The sequence below is a fragment of the Streptomyces sp. DH-12 genome, from assembly GCF_002899455.1.
In the GTDB taxonomy this organism is placed as follows: Bacteria; Actinomycetota; Actinomycetes; order Streptomycetales; family Streptomycetaceae; genus Streptomyces.
The window spans coordinates 5,419,824-5,436,949 of sequence record NZ_PPFB01000001.1 but is presented as its reverse complement, the minus strand read 5'-3'; the positions used below and the strand labels follow the sequence as shown (position 1 = coordinate 5,436,949).

The following is a 17,126-nucleotide window of genomic DNA, read 5'->3' as shown; positions in this document are numbered from 1 at the left end:
GGAACGACCGGGGTCAGCCGCCGGCGGACTCCGCCGCGGGCACCGGCCGCTCCTCCCGTTCCGCACCGCCGGGCGCGGCCCCGCGTCCCGGCAGGAACACGGCGACGACGACCGCGCCCAGCACCGCGATCCCGGCGCTCCACAGCGCGGTGACGTGCATGGCGTGCAGGAAGGCGGCGTGGGCCGCGGCGGCCAGGGCGTCGGCGCGCGGGCCCAGCCGCTCGGCGACGGCCAGGGTGGCCTCGACGGACTCGCCGGCCGCGTGCCGTGCGGCGGGCGGCAGCACGCCCAGGTCGTCGCGGACGGCGCCGCGGTAGGCGGTGGACAGCACCGAGCCGAGGACGGCGATGCCGAAGGCGCCGCCGACCTGCCGGAAGGTGTTGCTGAGCGCGGAGGCGGAGCCGGCCTTCTCACGGGGCAGCGCCTGCATGACGACCACGCTGACCGGCGTCATCACGTGCGCCATGCCCGCGCCCATCAGGAAGAGGACCACCTCGAGGAGCCAGATCGGGGTGTGCGCGTCCAGCGCGGCGAACGCGGCCAGCGTCGCCGCGAGGACCACGAGTCCCGCGGTGGTGGTGGCCTTGTTGCCGAAGCGGTCCACCAGCAGCCGGGCGCGCGGGGCGAGCACCGTCTGCGCGACGGCCAGCGGCAGCATCAGCAGACCGGTCTCCAGCGGTGAGTGGCCGCGCACGCTCTGGAGGTAGAAGACCGCGAAGAAGGTCACGCCCATCAGCGCGAAGAAGACCAGCGCGATGGCGGCGACCGCCGCGGAGAACGCCTTGTCGCGGAAGCAGTCCATGTCGACGGACGGGTGGTCGCTGCGCTTCTCGGCCACCACGAACGCGGTGAGGACGGCGAGTCCGCCGCCGATGGCGCCCAGCACCACGGGGTCGCCGAAGTCGGCGAGCCGGCCGCCCTCGATGATGCCGTAGACCAGCAGGACCAGGCCCGTCACCGACAGCAGCACGCCCAGCGGGTCGATCCGGCCGGGGTCCGGGTCGCGGGAGTCCGGCACCAGCCACAGCATCAGGCCGATGCCGAGGGCCACGATCGGGACGTTGACCAGGAAGACCGAGCCCCACCAGAAGTGCTCCAGCAGCAGCCCGCCGGTGATCGGGCCGACGGCGATGGCCAGGCCCACGCCGCCCGCCCAGATGCCGATGGCCTTGGGCTGCTCGTCCCGCTCGAAGACGTTCATCAGCACCGCCAGGGTGGCCGGCATGACGAACGCGCCGCCCAGCCCCATCACCGCGCGGAAGCCGATCAGCTCGGCCGGGGTGCCGGAGAACGCGGCGAGCGCCGAGCCCGCGCCGAACACCGCCAGCCCGCCGACCAGCACCTTCTTGCGGCCCAGCCGGTCGCCGAGGAGCCCCGCGGTGAACAGCAGGCCGGCGAAGACCAGGGTGTAGGAGTTGATCGCCCACTCCAGCTCGCTCTGCGTGGCGCCGAGACCGGTGGGGGCGGGCGTCGAGATCGTCTTGAGGGCGACGTTCAGGATCGAGTTGTCCAGGACGACGATCAGCACGCTCATCATCAGCACGCCGAGGACGGCCCAGCGACGGCGGTGGACGGCCTCCGGGACCCGGCGGGCGGGGGCGGCGGGAGAGATCATGCGGTCACCCTAGGGACATCCGATACGGAACCGTCTCGTATCGGACGGTACCCCCGATACATGCCCCGACATTGCACCGCGTTGGGCCGTCCGGCGCAGTACGGCACGGCGGGACGCGGTTCACGCAGGAGCCTCTGGCCCTCGTCCGGCGGAGGTGCCACCATGGACGTGGTCCGGGGACGCCGTCAGGGCGCCTCGAGATGACGTGTTGGGAGACGGATCCATGACGCAGCTTTCGGCTGCCCAGACCGGGACGCCCGGTCCCTCCTCCGGCGGCAAGACGCTGTACGGGGGCAAGAGCACGCGCCGCATCACTGTCCGGGACATCGCCCTCGCCAAGGAGCGGGGCGAGAAGTGGCCCATGCTCACCGCGTACGACGCGATGACCGCGTCCGTGTTCGACGAGGCCGGCATCCCGGTGATGCTGGTCGGCGACTCCGCGGGCAACTGCCACCTCGGGTACGACACCACCGTGCCCGTCACCCTCGACGAGATGACCCTGCTGGCCTCCGCCGTCGTCCGGGGCACCTCGCGCGCCCTGATCGTCGGCGACCTGCCCTTCGGCTCCTACCAGGAGGGTCCGGTGCAGGCGCTGCGCTCGGCGACCCGCCTGGTGAAGGAGGCCGGCGTCGGCGCCGTGAAGCTGGAGGGCGGCGAACGCTCGCACCGGCAGATCGAGCTGCTGGTGGAGTCCGGCATCCCCGTGATGGCCCACATCGGGCTGACCCCGCAGTCGGTGAACGCCATGGGCTACCGGGTGCAGGGCCGCGGCGAGGAGGCCGCCCAGCAGCTGCTGCGGGACGCCAAGGCCGTGCAGGACGCGGGCGCCTTCGCGGTGGTCCTGGAGCTGGTGCCGGCCGAGCTGGCCGCCGAGGTGACCCGGACGCTGCACATCCCGACGGTCGGGATCGGCGCCGGGCCGCAGACGGACGCCCAGGTGCTGGTGTGGACCGACATGCTCGGGCTGACCGGCGGCCGGGTGCCGAAGTTCGTCAAGCAGTACGCGAACCTGCGGGACGTGATGACCGGGGCGGCGAAGGCGTTCGCCGAGGACGTGGTCGCCGGGTCCTTCCCGCAGGAGGAGCACTCCGTGCACTGACCCGCGCCCGGGTGCCGTGAGCCACTGCCGCACCACCGCGACGGCCCGCCGATCCTCCCCCGTCGGCGGGCCGTCGCCTTGTCCGCGGCACCCCGCCGGCACGGTGCGCGCAGGCATGTCGGCGGGGTGTCGGCGGTCTGTCGGGGCTCTGTCGGCGGCCCCTGGGATCGTCGCTGGCATGACGCGATACGACGAACGAACGGGGGGCGCGGGGAGCGCCGTGACCGTGCGGGGGCTGGTCAAGCACTACGGGGAGACCAAGGCCCTCGACGGGGTCGACCTGGACGTGGCCGAGGGGACCGTGAGGGGGGTGCTCGGGCCGAACGGGGCCGGCAAGACCACGCTGGTGCGCATCCTGTCCACGCTGCTCGCCCCCACCGCCGGGCACGCCGCCGTCGCCGGGTACGACGTGGTCCGCCAGCCCCGGCAGCTGCGCCGGGTGATCGGGCTGACCGGGCAGTACGCCTCCGTGGACGAGAAGCTGTCCGGCTGGGAGAACCTCTATCTGATCGGGCGGCTGCTGGACCTGCCGCGCAAGGAGGCGCGGCGCCGCGCCGACGGGCTGCTGGAGCGGTTCTCGCTCACCGAGGCGGCCCGGCGCCCGGCGGGCGCCTACTCCGGCGGCATGCGCCGGCGGCTCGACCTGGCCGCGTCGATGATCGGCCGCCCGGCCGTGCTGTTCCTGGACGAGCCGACCACCGGCCTGGACCCGCGCACCCGCAACGAGGTGTGGGCCGAGGTCGAGCGGCTGGCCGGCGACGGGGTGACGGTGCTGCTGACCACCCAGTACATGGAGGAGGCCGAGCGGCTCGCCTCCGAGCTGACCGTGGTGGACCGCGGCAAGGTCGTCGCGAGCGGCGGCATCGAGGAGCTGAAGGCGCGGGTCGGCGGCCGCACGCTGCGGATCCGCCCGGCCGACCCGCTGGAGCTGCGCCCGCTCGCGGCCGCCCTCGACGAGCTGGGGATCACCGGGCTGGCCGGCACCACCGTGGACGCCGAGCGGGGCGCGGTGCTGGTCCCCGTGCTCAGCGACGAGCAGCTGACCGCCGTGGTCGGCGCGGTCACCGCGCGCGGCATCACGCTGCGCTCCGTCACCACCGAACTGCCCAGCCTGGACGAGGTGTTCCTGTCGCTCACCGGCCACCGCGCCGGCGCCCCGCAGGAGGCCCCGTCCGCCGACACGTCCGAGGAGGTCGTCGCCGTATGAGCGCCGCCACCGCCGCTCCCGCCGCCGGCGTCCGCTCGGACGCGCGGATCTCGCCGCGGGCCCATCTGCGTCACACCGGGGCGCTGGTGCGCCGCAACCTGCTGTGGATCCGGCAGGACCCGGAGTCGATGTTCGACGCCGTGCTCTTCCCGGTCGTCTTCACCCTGCTGTTCGTGTACGTCTTCGGCGGCTCGATCGGACAGGCCCTGGGCGGCGGGCAGGAGGCGTACGTGCAGTACATCGTGCCCGGCCTGATGGCCATGATGGGCATGAACATGGCCCAGGGGGTGGGCACCGGGTTCAACCAGGACTTCCACACCGGGGTGATGGACCGCTTCCGGTCGCTGCCCATCGGGCGCGGCTCGGTGCTGTTCGCGAAGATCTCCGTCGAGCTGGTGCGGATGCTGATCGCCACGGCGATCCTGCTGGTCGTCGGTGTGCTGGTCGGGTTCGACATCACCGACTGGCCGGGGCTGTTCGCCGCCGTGGGGCTGTCCACGGTGTTCGGCTCCGCGCTGATGTGGATCTTCCTCACGCTGGGCGTGGTGATGAGGAACGCCCAGTCGGTGCAGGCGATGGGTTTCCTGGTGCTGATGCCGCTGCAGTTCGGCTCGTCCATCTTCGCGCCGACGCAGTCGATGCCGGGCTGGCTGCAGAGCTTCACCGAGTACAACCCGCTGTCCGCGCTGGCCGACGCCGCCCGCGGACTGATGGTGGGCGGGCCGGTCGCCCACGACCTGTGGATGACGCTGGCCTGGTCCGTGGGGATCACGGCGGTGATGGCGCCGGTCGCCATCCACAAGTTCCGTACGAAGACCTGATCACGCGCCCCGTGCGGGGTCCCGGTCACGCCGGTTCGAGCAGGGCGACGGCCTCCTCCGGGGAGAGGCCGCCGCCCTCGGCGTACGCGGCCTCGAACGCGGCCTCGTCGAGCACCTTCCGGATACGGGCCTCGGCGCGGGCGCGCGCGGTGCGCTCCGCGAGGTTCGCGCGGTGTCCCCCGGGGAGCCAGGCGTCGGCGGCGCCCAGGCAGCGGGCCGCGTCCCGGGCGTGCCGGCCGCCGTCGAGTCCGGCGAGGGCGACGGCGGCCAGGGTGATGTACGCGGAGCGCATGTGCGGGACCATGGCGGCGGACAGCGGGTCGCTCGCCTGCTCGATCGCCCGCCGGATGACGACGAGCCCCCGCTCGTCGTGTCCGTCGGCCACCTCGAGGAAACCCTCGGCGCCGAGGATGAACGCGTCGAAGACGACGTAGTGCGCGATGCGGAACTCCTCGCGCAGCGCCCGCAGATGCTCGCGGGCCTCCGCGGTGCGGCCGGTCACGGAGAGCCAGCCGACGAGGAACAGCCGGGCGGCGGGCAGGGCCTCGACGTGCCGGCCGCGGGTGCTGTCGATGACCTCGCGCAGCAGCCGTTCGCCGCGCTCGGTGTCCCCCGCCTCGATCAGCGCGTCGCCGAGCTTGGCGGTGAGCACGGCGCTGTGGGAGCGGGCGCCGAGGCGTTCGGCGTGTTCGATGGCCGCCTCGTAGTCGGCGGCGGCCTCCCGGTGGGCGCCCGCGCGTTCCCGGGCCTCGCCGCGCGCGGAGAGCGCCTCGGCGGTGCCCCAGGTGTCGCCGAGCCGCCGGTGGATCTCCAGGGCCTCGTCGGCGTCGCGGCGGGCGTCGCCGGCCCAGTCGCTGCGGTTGGCGAGGAAGTTGGCGCGCATCTGGAGGTTGCAGGCCAGCTCCCACTCGAAGCCGGGCGTCTCGCGGCAGGTCCGGATCGCCGCGTCGACCACCTCGCGCAGCCGGTCCATGTCGCCGGTGAGCAGCACGGCGAACGTCCAGAGCAGGCCCGGCGGGCGGCAGACCTGCGGCAGGCCCGGCTCGTAGGTCGCGGAGACCAGGCGCAGCTTGTGCTGGGCCTGCGGGGTCTGCCAGTCGTCCAGTTCGGTGTCCATCTGGGCGAGATGGGCCAGGTGCACCCCGCGGCGGGCCTCGGCGAGGACCTCGTCGGTCATCGGGGGCGGCCGGTCGGTGCAGCGCTGCCACAGCGGGGCCGCCGGCCGCACCGGTTCGGTGAACGGGTCGGGGGCGAGCGCCATGACCTCGCCGCACCAGGTGCGGGCCTCGATGCGCAGGTCGCGCATCTGCCAGTACCAGACCAGGGACAGGGTGATGCAGAGTGCCTCCTGCTCGTCGCGCAGGGCGACGGCGTGCCGCAGGGCGGTGCGCACGTTCTCGTACTCCCGCTCGAGGCGGGCGATGGCCTCCACCTGCCGCGGCCCGCGCAGCAACGGCTCGGTGGTGCGGACGAGTTCGCGGTAGTACGTCAGGTGGGCACGCTCGGCGGCGGCGCGGCCGCCGGTCTCGTCGAGGCGTTCGCCGGCGTACTCGGCGACGGTCTCCAGCAGCCGGTAGCGCATGCCGCCGTCGCCCGAGGGAGCGGCCACCACCAGCGACTTGTCGACGAGGGAGCCGAGCGCGTCCAGGGCGGCCGGTCCGCACACGGCCTCGGCGGCGGTGAGGTCGCAGCCGCCCGCGCACACCGACAGGCGGCACAGCACGTCGCGTTCGTCCGCGTCGAGCAGCTCCCAGGACCAGTCGACGACGGCCCGCAGGGTCTGCTGGCGGGGCAGGGCGGTGCGGCTGCCGGAGGTGAGGAGGCGGAAGCGGTCGTCGAGCCGGTCGGCGATCTGGCGCGGGGCGAGCATCCGCAGCCGGGCGGCGGCGAGTTCGATGGCGAGCGGCAGGCCGTCGAGGCGGCGGCAGATCTCGGCGCACGCCTCGGGGTCGTCGTCGGTGCGGAAGCCGGGGCGGGCGGCGGCCCCGCGCTCGGCGAGCAGGCGCAGCGCGACCGGTTCGGGCAGCGGCTCCACGGGGCGGACCGACTCGCCGCGCACGTTGAGGGGTTCGCGGCTGGTGGCGAGGACGGTGAGGCCGGGACAGCGTTCGAGGAGGGTCTCCACCAGGCGGGCGGCGGCCTCGACGACGTGCTCGCAGTTGTCGAGGACCAGCAGCATGCGGCGCCGCCCGCAGTGTTCGGCGAGCCGGTCCACGGGGGCGCTGTGCCGGTCGGTGACGGCCCGCATGCCCTCGGTGCCGGCGCCGTACAGCACGGTCTGGCGGGCGCCGACGGCGGTGAGGACCGCCTCGGGCACCGCGTCGGGGTCGTCGACGGGGGCGAGTTCGGCGAGCCAGACGCCGTCGGGGTGGGCGGCCCGTACGGCCTCGGCGGCCTCCTGCGACAGCCGGGTCTTGCCCGCCCCGCCCGGCCCGAGCAGGGTCACCAGGCGGGCGGCGGACAGGTCGGCGCGGATCGCCTCGATGTCCGCCTCGCGGCCGACGAAGGAGGTCAGCCGGGCGCGCAGGTTGCCGGGCGTCCCGCCGCCCGGCCGCCCGGGCGGCGGAGCTGTCTGTGGCCTGAGCAACTCGGCGTGCAGGGCGCGCAGTTCCGCGCCCGGGTCGGAGCCGAGACGGTCGGCGAGCAGCCGGCGCACCTCGTCGTAGGCGGCGAGTGCCTCGGCGGTGCGGCCGGTGTCGCGCAGGGCGCGCAGGCGCAGCGCCTGGAGGGGTTCGTCCAAGGGGTGGCTGTCGCAGAGGGCGGTCAGTTCGGGCAGGGACTGCTCGGCCTCGCCGAGGGCCAGGGCGGCGGTGTGGCGGGCACGCAGCACGTCCAGGCGCCGGGCGGCCAGGCGGACCGCCTCGGCGGCGCGGTCGGGCAGCCCGGCCGGCGCGGGGCCGCCGCGCCACAGGGTGAGAGCGTCGTCGAGCACGGCGGCCGCCTTGGCGGGGTCGCCGTCGTTCAGGGCGCGCAGGCCCTCGCCGGCCAGCCGCTCGAAGCGGTGCAGGTCGACGTCGTCGGGCGCGGCGGTGAGCCGGTAACCGCCGTCGGCGGAGGCGACCGCGTCCGCGCCCAGCACCCGGCGCAGCCGTCCCACCAGGGCCTGCACCGCGCCGGGGGCGTCGGCGGGCGGGTCGCCGTCCCACACCTCCTCGACCAGCAGGCCGACCGGCACGGTGCGGCCGGCCCGCAGGGCGAGCACGGTCAGCAGGGCGCGCAGCCGTGCTCCGCCCACGGGGACGACGGTGCCGTCGGGGCGGACGGCCTGGGTGGTGCCGAGGATGCGGTAGCGCACGGGGCCCATTCTCTCCGGTGCCGGCCGCGGGGGACGCACGGGCCGGGGGCAGGGACGCCCTCGCCCCGCGCGGAACCGGCCGCCCGCGCGAAGCGTTCTCCCGGCGTGCCCGGTACGGTCGGGCAGGCCCGCGCGTTCCCCCGTTCGCGCTCCTCGGCACCTCTCAGCACCTCTCAGCACCGGGAGTCCCATGACCACCGCCGCCGCCCGTCCCAGCGACCGGAGGATCAGCCCCGTCTTCCTGGGCATCCTGGCCGTCTCGGCGGTCACCGGCTGGGCCACCTGGACCGGGTTCGCGGCCGAGCCGGGGCTCGCGGTGTTCCTGTTCGTGACGTCCGCGTGGATCGTCTCCCTGTGCCTGCACGAGTACGCGCACGCGCGCACCGCCCTGCACGGCGGGGACGTCTCGGTCGGCGCGAAGGGCTATCTCACGCTGAACCCGATGAAGTACACGCACGCCCTGCTGAGCATCGTGCTGCCCGTGCTCTTCGTGATCATGGGCGGCATCGGCCTGCCGGGCGGGGCGGTGTTCATCGAGCGCCACCGGATCCGGGGCCGCCTGCGGCACAGCCTGATCTCGGCGGCGGGCCCGCTGACCAACGTGCTGTTCGCGGTGGTGTGCACGGCGCCGTTCTGGCTGGGAGCCCTGGACGGCGTGCCGTCCGCCTTCCGGTTCGCGCTCGCCTTCCTGGCGCTGCTCCAGGTCACGGCCGCGATCCTCAACTTCCTGCCGGTGCCGGGGCTGGACGGCTACGGCGTGGTCGAACCGTGGCTCTCCCCCGGCGTCCGCCGCCAGGTGGAGCCCTTCGCCCTCTTCGGCCTCCTCTTCGTCTTCGCCCTGCTGTGGGTGCCGACGGTGAACGGCGCCTTCTTCGACATGATCGACGCGGTGCTGGGCTTCCTGTGCATCGAGGAGATCGACACCTACTGCGGCTTCGGCCTGTTCCGCTTCTGGCAGGGCACGGACGGGTTCTGTCAGGTGTGAGGGGCGGGCCGCCCCTCCCCCTCCCCCGCCGGGGCGCACGGCGCGGGCCCGGACCGGCGCGGCGCCCCGGACGAGCCCGGACCGGACGGCACGCGCCGCGCCGCTCCGGCCGGCCCCGCCGGGTGCGGCCGGGCCGCAGGCGGTGGCGCGAGCCAGGTCCGACGGCGGGGCGCCGCGGGCGAGCGCGGGCCTGACGTCGGGCGGGCGCCCGAGCCGGGCGACGGGGGGTGCGGGTCGCCGCCGGCCCGGCGGCACGAGGTCGTGAGCCGCGCCGGACGGTGCGGCTCCGCGGGCCGGCTGCGGGTCCGGCAGGCGCGCGGGCGCCCGAGCCGGGCAGCCGGGGGCGAGCCCGGGCCGTCGGCGGCCGGCGCCGCTGCGCCCACCCGTGCCGCCCTGGTGTCCCTCCAGTCCCTCAAGGCGCTGGGGGAGGCACGACTGCCCGCAGCGGATGGTGCGGGTCGCGGTCGGGTGGCGCTCGGCACACCGGCGGAGGGCGTGCCGGGACGAGGCCGGGTGCGGGTCAGGGGCGGGCGCGGACCCCGGTGGGCCGGGCGGACCGGACGGCCTCGGGCCCCGAGGAGGGCGTGAACCGGGTGCGGAACGCCGGGTCCGGGCCGGCCGAGGAGGGGCGGACCCCGAGGGGGTCAGCGGGTGGCCGGGCCGCCGTCCTGGGGGGTGCGGCCCCGCTTCACGTAGTACCAGGTCATGTTGGACGACAGGCCCGCCAGGAGGACCCACACGATGCCGATGAACACGCCGCCCTCCACGAAGGAGACGACGGCCGCGGCGACGGCGAGGAGGCACACGACGAGGGTGCAGACGGCGAGGCGGGGCATGACGGGGGGCTCCTGTCGGGGGACACTGCTACCGCTCCAGTGTCCCCCATCGCCTCATACGTCCGTGACGCGGAGCCCGGCGTGCGCCTTGTAGCGGCGGTTGACCGAGATCAGGTTGGCGACCAGCGACTCCACCTGGTGGGCGTTGCGCAGCCGGCCGGCGAAGACGCCCCGCATGCCGGGGATCCGCCCGGCCAGCGCCTGGACGATCTCCACGTCGGCGCGGACCTCGCCGAGGACCATGACGTCGGTGTCGATCGCCTCGATCTCCGGGTCCTGCAGCAGCACCGCCGACAGGTGGTGGAACGCGGCGGTGACGCGGGAGTCCGGCAGCAGCGCGGCGGCCTGCTGGGCCGCGCTGCCCTCCTCCGGCTTCAGCGCGTAGGCGCCCTGCTTGTCGAAGCCGAGCGGGTTGACGCAGTCCACGACGAGCTTGCCGGACAGTTCCTCGCGCAGGGACTCCAGGGTCTCGGCGTGCCCGTCCCACGGCACCGCGACGATGACGACGTCGCTGCGCCGGGCGGTCTCGGCGTTGTCGGCGCCCTCGATGCCGTGACCGAGCTCCTCGGCGGCGGCCTGCGCCCGCTCGGCGGCGCGGGAGCCGATGATCACCTTCTGTCCGGCCTTGGCGAGCCGGTAGGCGAGGCCCTTGCCCTGTGGCCCGGTGCCGCCGAGCACGCCGACGACGAGACCGGAGACGTCGGGCAGGTCCCAGGGGTCCTTGGCGGGGGCCTTCTTCGGGGGCTGCTGTGCACTGTCGGTAGAGGTCATGGCCCGACTCTACGTGCGGACGACCGCCGTGACCGGCCGGGCACAGGCCCGCCACGGCCGCCCCCGGGGTCCCCGGGTCGGGCGAACCGGATTCGAACACCGGGACGCGGGCGGGCCGTCGGGGGCAGGATGCGGCGGCATGGACGCCGTACGGGTCGCGCTGCTGAGGGAAGTGCTCGCCGGGACGGAGTGGCTGGGCGCGACCCGGCACTTCGCGGGGACGCTGCGCGGGTCGGTGGTGTCGCACGGCGGCGGACTGCTGCTGGTGGGCACCCCGGAGTACGAGCCGTGGCACCTGGCGGCGCACCTGGTGGACGAGGCGGCCTGGTCGGGCACCCCGGAGCTGGCCCCGACGCTGGTACGGCACGACGCGCGTCCCACGGACCCGGCGCACCTGGCCGTGGGCCTGGGGCGGCTGGAGGCGGCGCGGCGGGGCGAGACGCTGCTGGTGGTGGCGCCCGGCGAGCCGCCCGCGACGCTGCTGGAGCGGGTGTCGGACGCCCGCCGGGCCGGGGCGACGCTGCTGTCGCTGGGTCCGGAGGCGGGTGAGCTGCCGGCGCTGGCGCACGAGGTGCTGCCCGTCCCGGACGGCTCCGAGCTGGACCTGGACACGGTGCAGCACCTGGTGAGCGCGGCGGCCGGGGAGAACGCGCTGCCCGCCCGCCGGGGCCCGCGCCGCTTCCGGGACCGGCTGTCCCGGCTGGCCGACCTGCTCACCGCGCCGCCGCCGATCCGCTGGTAGCGCGCGGCGGCTCAGTCCTCGTCGCGGCCCTGGGGGGCGTCGTGCCACGCGGGGTCGTTCTCCCACTGGAGGTTGCGCTCGCGGGCGGTCTCCATCGCGTGCTCCGCCTCGGTGCGGCTCGCGTACGGGCCGAAGCGGTCCTTGGCCGGGCACTCGGGCCCTTCCTCGACCTTCCGGTGCTCCAGGCAGTAGTACCACTCGCCGGGTCTGCCGGCCGTGCGCTTCTTGAACAGGGGCATGACGGCTCCTCTCGCCACGGAAGATGGTCCCCCGTCGCCGCTGAATTAGACTCGCCGCATGTCTGGCCAGTCACTCCTCGTACCGGGGAAGCTCTCCCCCACCCGCCCCGTTCCCGGGAACATCCGCCGTCCCGAGTACGTCGGCAAGCCCGCGCCCGCCCCGTACACCGGGCCGGAGGTGCAGACGCCCGAGACGATCGAGGCGATGCGGCGCGCCGGCCGGATCGCGGCCCGCGCGATGGAGGAGGCGGCGAAGCTCATCGCGCCCGGCGTGACGACGGACGAGCTGGACAGGGTGGCGCACGAGTACCTGTGCGACCACGGCGCCTACCCGTCGACGCTCGGCTACCGCGGCTTCCCCAAGTCGCTGTGCACCAGCGTCAACGAGGTCATCTGCCACGGCATCCCGGACTCGACGGTGCTGCGCGACGGCGACATCGTCAACCTCGACGTGACCGCGTACATCGGCGGGGTGCACGGCGACAACAACGCCACGTACCTGGTCGGCGACGTGGACGAGGAGAGCCGGCTGCTGGTGGAGCGGACCCGCGAGGCGCTGAACCGCGCGATCAAGGCGGTGAAGCCGGGCCGCCAGATCAACATCATCGGCCGGGTGATCGAGTCGTACGCGAAGCGGTTCGGCTACGGGGTGGTCCGTGACTTCACCGGTCACGGCATCAACACGTCCTTCCACTCGGGCCTGATCATCCCGCACTACGACAGCCCGCACGCGACGACGGTCATGCAGCCGGGCATGACCTTCACCATCGAGCCCATGCTGACGCTGGGCACGCACGAGTACGACATGTGGGACGACGGCTGGACGGTCGTGACGAAGGACCGCAAGCGCACGGCCCAGTTCGAGCACACGCTGGTGGTCACGGACACCGGGGCGGACATCCTGACGCTGCCGTGACGTCCGGCGCGCCCCGCGCCACGCCTACGAGGGCCCGCCTCCTCCGGGAGCGCGGGCCCTTCCGTGTCCTCGGGGCCCTCGGGACCCTCGGGGCCCTCGAGTCCTGGGGTCCTCGGATCCTGGGGTCCTCGGGCCGTTTGCCCGGGGCGGAGGCGGGGGAAGTTCCCGACAAGCTGTCGGCAAGGCATTGACTTAGGTAAGCCTAACCAAGAAGATCGGCACATGGACTCCTTCTCGACCCTCATCCGCACCGCCTCCCACGAGCAGCACGTGGAGGCGGAGACCTCGACCTTCATGACCGATCTGCTGGGCGGGCGACTGGGCGTGGACGCCTACGCGCGCTACACCGAGCAGCTGTGGTTCGTGTACGAGGCACTGGAGTCCGGCGCGCGGGACCTGGCGTCGGACCGGGTGGCGGGCCCGTTCATCCGCCCGGAGCTGTTCCGCCTCGCCGCCCTGGAGCGGGACCTGGAGCACCTGCGCGGCCCCGGGTGGCGCGCGACCCTGACCGCCCTGCCCGCCACGCGGGCCTACGCGGACCGGGTCGCCGCGGTGGCCCGTGAGTGGCCGGCGGGATACATCGCGCACCACTACACCCGTTACCTGGGCGACCTGTCGGGCGGCCAGATCATCCGCGACAAGGCGGAGCGGACCTGGGGTTTCGCCAAGAAGGGCGACGGAGTCCGCTTCTACGTCTTCGAGGGGATCCCCAACCCGGCCGCGTTCAAGCGCGAGTACCGCGCACTGCTGGACGGGGTGCCGGTGGACGATCTGGAGAAGCAGCGCGTCGTGGCCGAGTGCAGGCGGGCGTTCTCGCTGAACACGGACGTGTTCCGCGCGCTGGCCGAGGAGTTCCCGCTGTCGGCGTGACGCGAGCGGACCCCTCGCGCGACGCCGGTGACCGGGCGGCGCCCTTGGCGCCGCCCGGCAGTCGTGTCAGCGCTCCAGGCGGACCCGGCCGCCGACCTCCGTCCAGCCCTCCGGCTGCGGCGCCGTGAGGATCTGCGAGCCCGTGCCCTGCGTGATGTTCAGGGCACGGCCCAGTCGGTCGGTGAGCAGCAGCGCGGCGGCGCCCGTCGCCTCGTCCTCGTCGACACCGTCGTCCCGGCCCGGGAACGCGCGGGCCCGGATCCGCCCGGCCGGCTCGTCCAGCCAGGCCCAGGCGTAGACCCACTCGCCCTTCGGGGGCACGGGCAGTTCGTCCACTTCGGCGGCGGTGGCGTACTGCCGCAGGGTGCGCGGCGGCGCCCATTCCGCCCGTGCCTCGATCCAGCAGAACTCCCCGTCCTGCCGGGCTCCCACGACCCCGGCGGGCGTGACGAGTTCGGGCACGTCGAGCAGCCAGGCGGCGCCGACGCAGGGGTGGCCCGCGAAGGGCAGACGGGTGGTGGGGGTGTAGACGTCGATCACCCCGCGCTCGGGGTCGTCGACGAACACGGTCTCGCTGAAGCCGAGTTCGGCGGCGAACTCCTGGCGCTCGTCCGGTCCGGGCAGGACCGAACCGTCCCGGACGACGCCCAGTTCGTTGCCGTATCCGCCGCGTGGGCCGCAGAAGACACGCAGCACGTCGTAAGCAGTCACGGGGGCATTCAAACACCGCGGGCGGCCCCTCACGGCCGGCGGTCGTGCTGGCGCTGTTCTTCCTCATGATCGTCGGCGCGCTCTCCTCCACCGCCGACTCCGACCTCGCCGCCCTCTCCCCGATCATGATGGCCGACGTCTACGGCCAGAACGTGGCCGGCAAGGAGAGGGCGGACCCGCGCACCATGCTGCTGGTCGGCCGGATCACCATGGTGGTGGCGACCGCGGCGCCCGGGCGGCGAAGGCCGTGGGTGTGGCGGCGGTCGTGGCGTCAGCGCCGTTCGCCGTGGGCTCGCTGCACGAGTACGCCACGCTGTGCGGCTCGCTGGTGGCCTGCTCGGTGTCCACCGTCGTCTGCCGGGCGATGAGCGTGCGCCGCCGCGAGGGCTTCGACTTCTCCCTCATCGCCCGGCGCACCGGCGACTTCGACCAGGGGCCCGGGGCCGCGAAGGCCCCGGAGGCCCGGCCGGCCGAGGGCGACGGCCCGGCGCGCGGGGACGCCGACGGCGTGCCCGAACCCGCCGGAACCACCACCCCGTGCCCCCCGAGGAGGCATCGTGTCCACCGCAGCGCTCACCGCGTACGTCCTGATGCGGCCCGTGCTCGTGGCCGTCGTGCTGTTCGTCATCGGCCGCGGCTTCTTCCGCGAGTGGGCGGAGGCCCGCCGCAAGGGCGAGGACCTGATCCGACGCACCGCTCCGACGGGCCGTGGGGAGAAAGGGACGTCCCTTCCCCCCGGCCCGTCTCGGGGTCGTCGCCCCGGGAAGTCCCCCGGGAAACGGGCCGGCCGGTGAGGGACGTCTCAGGGGCGGTCCTCGTCACCGCGCACGATCCCCGCGCCGTCCGTGATCACCAGGATGGTCCCGTCCGCAGCACGCACCGCCGCGATCGGAGACCCTCCATGACCTCAGGCACCACCGCCCGCGCCCGCGCCACGGCCGTGTCCGCCTTACTGGCCTCGTCCCTGCTGCTCGTCCCCCTCGCCGGGACGGCCGCCGCCCACCCCGCTCCCGCCTCCCCCGCCGCCTCCGCGCCCCGGACCGGCGGGTTCGACGCGACCGCGCTGGAACGGGCGCTCGCCGAGGTCCCCGACGGGGACGTCTCCGCGGCCCTGATCCGGGTCGGCGGCAAGGGAAGCTGGGCGGGCAGCGCGGGTGTCCGGAACCTGCGCACGGGGGCGCCCGCGCTGCCGCACGCCCGCTTCCGGGCCGGCTCCACGACCAAGGTGGTGACCGCGGCGGTCGTGCTCCGGCTCGTCGCGGAGAAGCGCGTCGACCTGGACGCCCCGGTCACCCGCTACCTGCCCGGACTGCTCCCGCCGTCCTTCACCGAGCCCCCGACCGTCCGTCACCTGCTCACCTACACCAGCGGGCTGCGTCCCGGCGCGAGCCTCGGGTCGACGACCGAGGAGATGTACTCCCGCCGGTTCGAGACGCTCACCCCGCAGGAGGTGGTGGCCGCGTCCGTCGCCCAGGGACCGGCGCACGCTCCCGGCGAGCGGCAGGAGTACGGGAACATCCACTACACCGTGCTCGGCCTGCTCATCGAGAAGGTGACCGGCGACAGCTACGAACACCAGGCGGCCGTACGGGTCCTCCGCCCCCTGGGCATGCGGCACACCGGCTTCCCCGGCGGCCCCGACCCCCGTGTCCACGGGCCGCACCACCGCGCGTACGCCGACATCGGCGGCCGGACCACCGACGTCACCGAGTGGAACATGTCCGACCGCTGGGCGGCCGGGGACATGATCTCCACCACCGCCGACCTGGAGCGCCTGCTGTTCGGCCTGTTCGGCGGCGAACTCCTGCCCCGGCCGCTGCTGGACCAGATGCTCACCGTGCCGGACGCCGACGGCGCCACCTACGGGATGGCGCTCGAGCGGTTCGTGATCGACGGGCGGGAGGTCTGGGGCAAGACCGGCTCCCGGCCCGGCTACCACACGGTGCTGGGAGCCACCCGGGACCTGTCCCGCACGGTCGTCTCCTCGGTCAACGCCAAGAGCGCCCGCGAGGACGGCTTCCCGCTCGTCCAGCGCTTCGCCCTGCCGGCCTTCGAGAGCTAGGCGGAGCACGCGGACGGGGCGCCCCGGAGGAGGGCGCCCCGTCCGCTGCGTGGGGACGCGCTCCCGGGGGACGTCCGGCGTCCCCGCGGCTCACTCGGCCGCCGCGCGCCTCCGGCGGAGGGCGAGAACGACGCCGGCGCCGGCGGCCACGGCCACCCCGGCCGCCGCGCCGAGGGCGCCGGCCGGGACGTCGGAACCGGTGCTGGCGAGGCTGCCGCCCAGGTCGCCGCCGATGGCCGAGCCGACACCGCCGGTGGTGGAGCCGGTGGCGTCCGAGCCGCCGCCCGTACCGGTGCCGCTGCCGCCGGTGCCGCCGGTGCCGTCGCCGCCCGAGCCGGCGGGCAGCTCCGCGCCCTCGGTGAGGGCCACGGCCAGGCTCACCGGGTCGAGTTCGGCGCCCGCGGAGCAGAAGCCGCCGAAGGCCCTGGCGCCCTGCGCGGTGAGCTTCGCGGGGGCGCGGCCCGGGGAGGACGGGGCGGCGGTCGCCGAGGCGATGGCCGCGACCGAGGTGACGGCGTTCGCCGTGCGCCCGTTCTCCGCGCTGAGCGGCGGCGAACGCGCCCGGGTGGCGCTCGCCCGGGTGCTGGCCCAGCGGGCGCCGCTGCTGATGCTCGACGAGCCGACGGCCGCGCTCGACCTGCGCCACCAGGAACTGGTGCTGCGGCTGTGCCGGGAGCGGGCGCGGGCCGGTGACGCGGTGGTCGTGGTCCTCCACGACCTCGGCCTCGCCGCGGCCTGCGCCCACCGCGTGGCGGTCCTGCGGGCCGGCCGCGTCACGGCGGACGGCGCCCCGGAGGAGGTCTTCACGGAGGACCTGCTCACGGAGGTCTACGACCAGCCGGTCGAGGTCCTGCCCCACCCGCGCACGGGCGCGGTCCTGGTGCTTCCCGTACGGGAGGAGTGAGAACGGGCGTTCCGGCAGCCGACTCCCCCGGCGCGGGGGCAGGCGCTCCGGGG

Annotated in this window: 17 protein-coding genes and 1 pseudogene; 10 read left to right on the top strand and 8 right to left on the bottom strand. The window is 74.9% G+C overall.

What is annotated here, in order from left to right; all coding sequences use genetic code 11:
• Positions 1-13: 13 nt before the first annotated feature.
• Entirely contained in the window at positions 14-1,615 is a 1,602-nt protein-coding gene (locus C1708_RS23390) for an MFS transporter (RefSeq protein ID WP_106414508.1), read from the bottom strand.
• A gap of 223 nt (positions 1,616-1,838) precedes the next feature.
• Here C1708_RS23390 and panB point away from each other — a divergent pair, with 223 nt between their 5' ends.
• The 3 genes from panB to C1708_RS23375 all read left to right on the top strand — a co-directional run bounded on the left by panB (position 1,839) and on the right by C1708_RS23375 (position 4,742).
• Positions 1,839-2,714, top strand: a complete 876-nt coding sequence (gene panB, locus C1708_RS23385; RefSeq protein ID WP_106414507.1) for a 3-methyl-2-oxobutanoate hydroxymethyltransferase — start codon at positions 1,839-1,841, stop codon at positions 2,712-2,714.
• A 178-nt stretch (positions 2,715-2,892) separates the two neighbouring features.
• Positions 2,893-3,921, top strand: coding sequence for an ATP-binding cassette domain-containing protein (locus tag C1708_RS23380; RefSeq protein ID WP_198602575.1), 1,029 nt, complete (start codon positions 2,893-2,895; stop codon positions 3,919-3,921).
• On the top strand, positions 3,918-4,742 hold the full coding sequence (locus tag C1708_RS23375) for an ABC transporter permease (RefSeq protein WP_106414505.1): 825 nt from the start codon (positions 3,918-3,920) through the stop codon (positions 4,740-4,742). Before C1708_RS23380 ends, C1708_RS23375 begins: the two co-directional genes overlap by 4 nt.
• A gap of 25 nt (positions 4,743-4,767) precedes the next feature.
• On the opposite strand, the gene C1708_RS23370 is transcribed toward C1708_RS23375, so the two are convergent.
• The gene (locus C1708_RS23370) at positions 4,768-8,046 is read right to left on the bottom strand and encodes an AfsR/SARP family transcriptional regulator (protein ID WP_106414504.1); all 3,279 of its coding nucleotides are present in this window, start codon (positions 8,044-8,046) and stop codon (positions 4,768-4,770) included.
• 181 nt (positions 8,047-8,227) lie between these two features.
• Here C1708_RS23370 and C1708_RS23365 point away from each other — a divergent pair, with 181 nt between their 5' ends.
• A complete protein-coding gene (locus C1708_RS23365) occupies positions 8,228-9,022 on the top strand; it encodes a site-2 protease family protein (RefSeq protein WP_106414503.1) in 795 nt (264 codons plus the stop codon).
• 644 nt (positions 9,023-9,666) lie between these two features.
• On the opposite strand, the gene C1708_RS23360 is transcribed toward C1708_RS23365, so the two are convergent.
• Entirely contained in the window at positions 9,667-9,858 is a 192-nt protein-coding gene (locus C1708_RS23360; RefSeq protein WP_106414502.1) for a hypothetical protein, read from the bottom strand.
• Between the two features lie 54 nt (positions 9,859-9,912).
• A complete protein-coding gene (gene npdG, locus C1708_RS23355) occupies positions 9,913-10,629 on the bottom strand; it encodes an NADPH-dependent F420 reductase (RefSeq protein ID WP_106414501.1) in 717 nt (238 codons plus the stop codon).
• 139 nt (positions 10,630-10,768) lie between these two features.
• On the opposite strand from npdG, the gene C1708_RS23350 reads away from it, so the two are divergent.
• The gene (locus C1708_RS23350) at positions 10,769-11,371 is read left to right on the top strand and encodes a hypothetical protein (RefSeq protein WP_106414500.1); all 603 of its coding nucleotides are present in this window, start codon (positions 10,769-10,771) and stop codon (positions 11,369-11,371) included.
• An 11-nt stretch (positions 11,372-11,382) separates the two neighbouring features.
• On the opposite strand, the gene C1708_RS23345 is transcribed toward C1708_RS23350, so the two are convergent.
• On the bottom strand, positions 11,383-11,610 hold the full coding sequence (locus C1708_RS23345; RefSeq protein ID WP_106414499.1) for a hypothetical protein: 228 nt from the start codon (positions 11,608-11,610) through the stop codon (positions 11,383-11,385).
• 58 nt (positions 11,611-11,668) lie between these two features.
• On the opposite strand from C1708_RS23345, the gene map reads away from it, so the two are divergent.
• On the top strand, positions 11,669-12,526 hold the full coding sequence (gene map, locus C1708_RS23340; RefSeq protein WP_106414498.1) for a type I methionyl aminopeptidase: 858 nt from the start codon (positions 11,669-11,671) through the stop codon (positions 12,524-12,526).
• Positions 12,527-12,748: 222 nt separating this feature from the next.
• A complete protein-coding gene (locus tag C1708_RS23330) occupies positions 12,749-13,396 on the top strand; it encodes a biliverdin-producing heme oxygenase (protein WP_106414496.1) in 648 nt (215 codons plus the stop codon).
• Positions 13,397-13,462: 66 nt separating this feature from the next.
• Here C1708_RS23330 and C1708_RS23325 read toward each other — a convergent pair whose 3' ends face one another.
• Together C1708_RS23325 and C1708_RS34065 are read right to left on the bottom strand one after the other, a co-directional pair.
• Positions 13,463-14,107, bottom strand: a complete 645-nt coding sequence (locus C1708_RS23325) for a PhzF family phenazine biosynthesis protein (protein ID WP_106414495.1) — start codon at positions 14,105-14,107, stop codon at positions 13,463-13,465.
• 204 nt (positions 14,108-14,311) lie between these two features.
• Entirely contained in the window at positions 14,312-14,512 is a 201-nt protein-coding gene (locus C1708_RS34065) for a hypothetical protein (RefSeq protein WP_157951291.1), read from the bottom strand.
• A gap of 152 nt (positions 14,513-14,664) precedes the next feature.
• Here C1708_RS34065 and C1708_RS34060 point away from each other — a divergent pair, with 152 nt between their 5' ends.
• Complete coding sequence (locus C1708_RS34060) at positions 14,665-14,901, top strand: putative transporter small subunit (protein ID WP_157951290.1); 237 nt, start codon at positions 14,665-14,667, stop codon at positions 14,899-14,901.
• A 107-nt stretch (positions 14,902-15,008) separates the two neighbouring features.
• Complete coding sequence (locus C1708_RS23315) at positions 15,009-16,169, top strand: serine hydrolase domain-containing protein (protein ID WP_106416451.1); 1,161 nt, start codon at positions 15,009-15,011, stop codon at positions 16,167-16,169.
• 90 nt (positions 16,170-16,259) lie between these two features.
• On the opposite strand, the gene C1708_RS23310 is transcribed toward C1708_RS23315, so the two are convergent.
• The gene (locus C1708_RS23310; RefSeq protein WP_133169083.1) at positions 16,260-16,538 is read right to left on the bottom strand and encodes a hypothetical protein; all 279 of its coding nucleotides are present in this window, start codon (positions 16,536-16,538) and stop codon (positions 16,260-16,262) included.
• 88 nt (positions 16,539-16,626) lie between these two features.
• On the opposite strand from C1708_RS23310, the pseudogene C1708_RS23305 reads away from it, so the two are divergent.
• A pseudogene (locus C1708_RS23305) lies at positions 16,627-17,073 on the top strand (ABC transporter ATP-binding protein); the annotation flags it as partial.
• Between the last annotated feature and the right edge of the window lie 53 nt (positions 17,074-17,126).

Bases quoted from the DNA above. Each gene is read 5' to 3' on its own strand.
- C1708_RS23350 (WP_106414500.1), top strand. From the start codon at position 10,769: ATGGACGCCGTACGGGTCGCGCTGCTGAGGGAAGTGCTCGCCGGGACG.
- map (WP_106414498.1), top strand. From the start codon at position 11,669: ATGTCTGGCCAGTCACTCCTCGTACCGGGGAAGCTCTCCCCCACCCGC.
- C1708_RS23365 (WP_106414503.1), top strand. From the start codon at position 8,228: ATGACCACCGCCGCCGCCCGTCCCAGCGACCGGAGGATCAGCCCCGTC.
- C1708_RS23375 (WP_106414505.1), top strand. From the start codon at position 3,918: ATGAGCGCCGCCACCGCCGCTCCCGCCGCCGGCGTCCGCTCGGACGCG.
- C1708_RS23360 (WP_106414502.1), bottom strand. From the start codon at position 9,858: ATGCCCCGCCTCGCCGTCTGCACCCTCGTCGTGTGCCTCCTCGCCGTC.
- npdG (WP_106414501.1), bottom strand. From the start codon at position 10,629: ATGACCTCTACCGACAGTGCACAGCAGCCCCCGAAGAAGGCCCCCGCC.
- panB (WP_106414507.1), top strand. From the start codon at position 1,839: ATGACGCAGCTTTCGGCTGCCCAGACCGGGACGCCCGGTCCCTCCTCC.
- C1708_RS23315 (WP_106416451.1), top strand. From the start codon at position 15,009: ATGACCTCAGGCACCACCGCCCGCGCCCGCGCCACGGCCGTGTCCGCC.
- C1708_RS23390 (WP_106414508.1), bottom strand. From the start codon at position 1,615: ATGATCTCTCCCGCCGCCCCCGCCCGCCGGGTCCCGGAGGCCGTCCAC.
- C1708_RS23370 (WP_106414504.1), bottom strand. From the start codon at position 8,046: ATGGGCCCCGTGCGCTACCGCATCCTCGGCACCACCCAGGCCGTCCGC.
- C1708_RS23330 (WP_106414496.1), top strand. From the start codon at position 12,749: ATGGACTCCTTCTCGACCCTCATCCGCACCGCCTCCCACGAGCAGCAC.
- C1708_RS23380 (WP_198602575.1), top strand. From the start codon at position 2,893: ATGACGCGATACGACGAACGAACGGGGGGCGCGGGGAGCGCCGTGACC.
- C1708_RS34065 (WP_157951291.1), bottom strand. From the start codon at position 14,512: ATGAGGGAGAAGTCGAAGCCCTCGCGGCGGCGCACGCTCATCGCCCGG.
- C1708_RS23345 (WP_106414499.1), bottom strand. From the start codon at position 11,610: ATGCCCCTGTTCAAGAAGCGCACGGCCGGCAGACCCGGCGAGTGGTAC.